Origin of the sequence: Mycobacterium sp., from assembly GCF_050701675.1 — a bacterium.
In the GTDB taxonomy this organism is placed as follows: Bacteria; Actinomycetota; Actinomycetes; order Mycobacteriales; family Mycobacteriaceae; genus Mycobacterium.
The window spans coordinates 1-4,953 of the sequence record NZ_JBOGDD010000512.1 but is presented as its reverse complement, the minus strand read 5'-3'; the positions used below and the strand labels follow the sequence as shown (position 1 = coordinate 4,953).

Here is a 4,953-nt window from a genome sequence, read left to right as displayed (position 1 = left end):
ACACCGGGCTGACGATGCTGGTGTGGTCGGTCGCGGTGGCCGCGGCGCTGACGTTCGGCTGATTCTCGGGCCGCCACCCGCCCACGTCGCGGCAGCCCGCCACGAGACAGTGGCATCCTGGCTGGATGGGCATCGTGTTCCGGCTGGCGGAGCTTCTGCTGATGCTCGTACCCGTGGCGGGCGTCATCATCGCTGCGGTCAGCGTGTGGAAGCGCGTCCAGCGGCCGTCCGACGGGTCCGAGGGACCCAGGCTCGACGACGCGCCGTCCGCAGCCACCTCGCCGCACAAGCCAACCAACCCCGCCGCCATGTGGCGGATGATCACCCGCACCATCGACGAACACGCCCGCACGGACACGCGCTGGATGTCCTACGAACTCGACAGCGACAAACTCCTCGACTTCCCGCTGATGACCGACATGCGCGACCCGCTCACCACGGACTTCCACAAGGCGAAGCTGCGCGCCGATCTGCTGCGACCCGCGAAGGCCGAGGACCTGCTCGACGACCGTGAGTCGGCCGCCAGGTACCTCGCAGCGGTCGAGGACTACACGACCGCGTTCGACACCGCCGAGGCCGAGGCGATCCGCCGACGCCGCAGCGACTTCTCCCCAGAGGCTCAGCAGCGGATCGCCCGCGCCCGCAGCCTGCTCAGCGTGGCGTCGGATACCGGTGCGACACAGCACGAACGCGAGCAGGCGTATGCACTGGCGGCCAAGGAACTCGACGGACTCGTCGTCCTGCCGACCGCGACCCGCGACGGCATCGAACGGGGCATCGCGGGGCAGCTCGACGGCTGAGTGCTCACCCAGCGACTTGCGTGTTGGAACCCGTGCTCACCGCGGCAAAGCGTGCACGAATCACCGGAGCGCGTCGAGCAGTCGCTGCAGATCGTCCTCGGTGTTGTAGAGGTGAAAGCCCACCCGCACGGCCCCCGCGCGCACGGACGCCATGACACCTGCGCTCCTCAGCTTGTCGGCGGCATCGGCGAACGGCAGCGACACGATGGCCGAATCGACGGGCGGCAGTTCGAATTCCCCCCGCAGCTGCGAGGCCAGCCCAACGCAGTGCGCCTCCACCGCATCGCGGTCGAGCGACGCCAACCATGGCAGCGTCAGACCCGCCCCAAGCACACCGAACCACGCGGGTGACGTATCGAACCGTCGCGCGTCGTCGGCCAGCCGCAACGGCAGCCCGTAGATCGTCGACCACGGCTGCGACGAGGCGTACCAATTGGCCAGATGCGGGGTCATCCGGCGAGCAACCCTGTCGCTCAACGACATCCACGCCGTACCGCGCGGCGCCATCAGCCACTTGTAGACCGCGGCGGCGGTGACGTCGACCCAGCCCAGATCGAGGGCCTTCCAGCCGACCGCCTGCGTCACGTCGATGACGGTGATGGTGTCGGCACCCGTCAACGCGGCGCGCAGCCGATCGACGTCGAGCAGCTCGCCGTCAGCGGACTGCACCAGGCTCGCCGCCACCACGTCGTAGTCCGCCGCCGCGGCGATCAACTCCTCGGCCGTCATCTCGGTGACCGTCACCCCTCGGCCCGCCTGGGCGGCGAACGGGAAGGTGGTGCTGGTGAACTCACCGGCCAGCGTCGCAACCTTGGCGCCGTCGGGAATCGAGGACGCGACCAACCCGAGCAGAGCCGACACGCTGCCACCCATCGCCACCGACTCGACGCCGACCCCGACGAGCTGGGCGTAGGCGGCCCGACCACGATGCACCGACTCGTCGAACGCCGGAACGTCCATGGTGCCCGTCTGCCATTCGCCGAGTTGACGATTCAGGGCGTCGATCAGGAACACCGGTGGCAGGCCATACGTCGGAGAGTTGAGAAATCCTGCGGCGCCCACGAACTGGGCTCCGAAGGCCGACCGGGGCGAAGTCGTCACGCTTTCGTCACCTGGCAGGGGGCTCTTCGCCCCGCAGACGAGCCCGCAACTGTTCGCGGTCGCGGCGGCGACGCTCGTCGAACACGGCGATGCTGGCGGTCGCGCGACGACGCAGCGGGGCGAACAGCCAAATGCCGAGAGGAAACGCCAACACGATCGCGAACAGGAGCGGCAGCACGATCGGGAACTCCTGGACCCCCAGCAGGTGCGCGCCGAGGTAGATCACCAGCGCAAGCACCCCGACCAGCAGGATGCGGGCAATCGTGTACACGAGGACGTCGATGACCATCCGGGACGCCGATCCCCCAGTTACTTCGCTCCTACCCTCCGAACCAGACACGGTCCCGAGCCTACCGACGACGCGTACCCTGTGAACAAGGAGGTTTTCGTGCTGCAGTTCCTTTTCTCGGCCATCATCTTGGCGGGACTGGCCTATGGGGCCTGGCGCCTGGTGCGCGCCGCTGCCAGTCGACCGAAAACCAGAACGATCGGGCCCGACGACGACCCGGACTTCCTGAACCGGCTCAACCATGGCAAGGATCCCCGCTGAACGCACCACGAGCTACTAGCTCGTGCTCGGGAATCCGCTTGCGACCACGGCAGCCAACTCGGTCAACGCATCGCGTGTCGGAGCCTTCAACCGGTCGAGGCTGATCTCGGCGCCCTCCTCCAGATGCGGGTCGAACGGCACCTCGAGCACCGCCCGGCAGCGCCGGGAGAAGTGATCGGCCACCTTCCCAAGGTCGACGCGCGAGCCGCCTCCACCCGATCGCGGTCGCACCCCGTTGATCACGGCGATCGAGTTTGCGACGAGCTGTTGATACCCGTGAGCGTCGAGCCAGTCCAACGTCGCCGACGCGCTGCGGGCCCCGTCGACCGAACCCGAGCTGACCACGATCAACACGTCGGCGTTGTTCAGCACCGCCGACATCGCCGAGTGCAGCATCCCTGTGCCGCAGTCGGTCAGAACCAGGCTGTAGAAACGCTCGAGCACCTCGAGCGTGCGCTTGTAGTCGTCACTGCTGAAAGCCTCCGACACCGCCGGATCGCTTTCCGAGGCAAGCACTTCCAGCCTGCTGGGCCCCTGCGACGTATAGGCACGGACGTCGCTGTAGCTGCTGATGCCCTCAGCGTCGCGCAGCAGGTGACGGACCGTGGACGCCGTCTCGAGCGGGACCTTCTCACTGAGCGTGCCCCGGTCGGGGTTGGCGTCGACGGCGATGACGCGGTCGCCTCTGGCCGAGGCGAACGTCGCGCCGAGCGTCGCGGTGATCGTCGTCTTCCCGACGCCGCCCTTGAGCGAGAGCACCGCGATCCCGTAGCAATCCCGCAGCGGCCGACTCGCCTGGGTTTCGAGCTCCTTGCGGCGCATGACCTTGGCGCCCTCGCCGAGGTTGACCAGGCTGAACGAGCCCAGGTAGACCCAGCGACGCCAGCCACTCGTCGGCTTTCGCCTTGGCTGGCCCAGAAGCGCGACGGTCGAGAGGTCCAGCTTCGGTGGCGTCACGTCCGGTTCCGCAGAAGCGGCGGGCTGAGGTGCAGGCAGCTGCACCACCGGCAGCCCGTGGGGCGGTGTCGGCGCCGACCACTCGGGCGGTATCGACTGAGCCGGGTCGCTAAACCGCTCTTGCGCCCGGAACCCCGGTGGTTGGTCGGATGCGCGGGGGTGAGACGAGCCTGGAGACGTCAAGCTCAGCCCACCCCGGCATACGAGTGAAGGCCGGTCACGACCAGGTTGATGAAGAACAGGTTGAACACCATCGCGACGAATCCGACGACGTTGATCCAGGCGGCCTTGCGGTCGCGCCAGCCCGCCGTCGACCGGGCGTGCAGGTAGGCGGCGTAGACCACCCAGGCGATGAACGCGACCGTCTCCTTGGGGTCCCACCCCCAGTAGCGGCCCCACGCCTCCTCGGCCCAGATGGCGCCGAAGATCACCCCGAAGCCGAAGATGGGGAACGCGAAGATGGTCGCGCGGTACGCGATCCGGTCCAGCGTCTGCGCGTCGGGCAGGCGCTGGACGATGGCCGCAAGCGTGCCGTCGCGACCGGGATCGGCGAGCGGCGACATCTTGACCAGGAACAGCATGCTCGCAACGCCTGCGACGAGGAACACCCCCGAGCCGAGGCTGACGACCGACACGTGGATCGGCAGCCAGTAGGACTGCAGCGCGGGCATCACGGGTGCGGCGTTGGAGTACAGCCACTTACCCGAGACGGCCAACAGGATCAGCACGGGCAGCAGCACGAACGCCCACAGCGCCCGGTAGCTCGGCCGGCGCAACACGATCGTCGCGGCAACCAGCCCGCAGAAACAGGTCAGGTTGATGAACTCGTACATGTTGCCCCACGGCACCCGCGAGGTCGCCAATCCGCGCAGCACGATGCACGCGAACAGCATCAGGGTGCCGACGTAGACCAACGCGAGGCCGGCGCGGCCGATCCGTTCGTCGACGAGGCGCCTCGGAGTATCGGCGACGACGCCGGGCTTCGCGCTGTCGGCAGCGACCCCGGCGGACACCAGTTCACGGGCCTCGGCCTTGCGACTGCCGCTGTAGGCGAGTTCCACCGCGAGCAGCAGCAGGGCGATGACCAGTACCACGATCGATGACGTGAAGGCCCAGTCCGAGTAGCGGGAGAGCCCGATGTCAATGTGTGGGGTATTCATTCGCTATTCGCTCTTCTCTCCCGACGGTGGAACCAGCCGCGCGGTCAACCTCTCGAACTCGTCGCCCCACCCGGAATTGTCGGTGCGGGCGAGGCCGCCCAGCTCAACGCTCACGGTACCCGGCCCCGCCGGGGAAACCCGCACCCAGATCCGGCGTCGCCGCACGATGAGCGACACCACCAGACCCGCCATCATGGCCAGCGCCGACACCAGCACCCAGACCTGCGCGGGATCGTGCGAGACCTGGACGTTGATGAAGGGCACGGCGCCGTCGAACCGGACCACCGTGCCGTCGTTCAGCCGGGTGGACTCACCCGCCTTCAGATTGACCCGGACCTGCTTGTTGAGTCGCTTCTGTTCGATGAGGCTCGGGTCGAGGGTGAAG

7 protein-coding genes are annotated in these 4,953 nt (G+C 67.9%); 2 read left to right on the top strand and 5 right to left on the bottom strand.

Annotation, left to right across the window (positions count from 1 at the left end; genetic code table 11):
• The first annotated feature begins 125 nt into the window (after positions 1-125).
• Positions 126-800 (top strand): hypothetical protein, encoded by a 675-nt coding sequence (locus ACRDUX_RS15465; RefSeq protein WP_526414898.1) that lies wholly within the window; start codon positions 126-128, stop codon positions 798-800.
• A gap of 60 nt (positions 801-860) precedes the next feature.
• Here the strand turns inward: ACRDUX_RS15465 and ACRDUX_RS15460 are convergent, their stop codons facing one another.
• Together ACRDUX_RS15460 and ACRDUX_RS15455 are read right to left on the bottom strand one after the other, a co-directional pair.
• Positions 861-1,901 (bottom strand): aminotransferase class V-fold PLP-dependent enzyme, encoded by a 1,041-nt coding sequence (locus ACRDUX_RS15460; RefSeq protein WP_526414897.1) that lies wholly within the window; start codon positions 1,899-1,901, stop codon positions 861-863.
• A gap of 7 nt (positions 1,902-1,908) precedes the next feature.
• A complete protein-coding gene (locus ACRDUX_RS15455; protein WP_526414896.1) occupies positions 1,909-2,190 on the bottom strand; it encodes a DUF4229 domain-containing protein in 282 nt (93 codons plus the stop codon).
• Positions 2,191-2,292: 102 nt separating this feature from the next.
• Here ACRDUX_RS15455 and ACRDUX_RS15450 point away from each other — a divergent pair, with 102 nt between their 5' ends.
• On the top strand, positions 2,293-2,451 hold the full coding sequence (locus tag ACRDUX_RS15450) for a hypothetical protein (RefSeq protein WP_526414900.1): 159 nt from the start codon (positions 2,293-2,295) through the stop codon (positions 2,449-2,451).
• Positions 2,452-2,466: 15 nt separating this feature from the next.
• On the opposite strand, the gene ACRDUX_RS15445 is transcribed toward ACRDUX_RS15450, so the two are convergent.
• The 3 genes from ACRDUX_RS15445 to ACRDUX_RS15435 all read right to left on the bottom strand — a co-directional run.
• Positions 2,467-3,597 (bottom strand): MinD/ParA family ATP-binding protein, encoded by a 1,131-nt coding sequence (locus tag ACRDUX_RS15445; protein WP_526414899.1) that lies wholly within the window; start codon positions 3,595-3,597, stop codon positions 2,467-2,469.
• Positions 3,594-4,568: a c-type cytochrome biogenesis protein CcsB gene (gene ccsB, locus ACRDUX_RS15440; protein WP_526414895.1), complete on the bottom strand. Its 975-nt coding sequence runs from the start codon at positions 4,566-4,568 to the stop codon at positions 3,594-3,596. The genes ACRDUX_RS15445 and ccsB overlap by 4 nt, the downstream gene beginning before the upstream one ends.
• Before the next feature lie 3 nt (positions 4,569-4,571).
• Positions 4,572-4,953, bottom strand: a 382-nt coding sequence (locus ACRDUX_RS15435; protein WP_526414894.1) for a cytochrome c biogenesis ResB family protein, incomplete at its 5' end; no start/stop codon positions are given.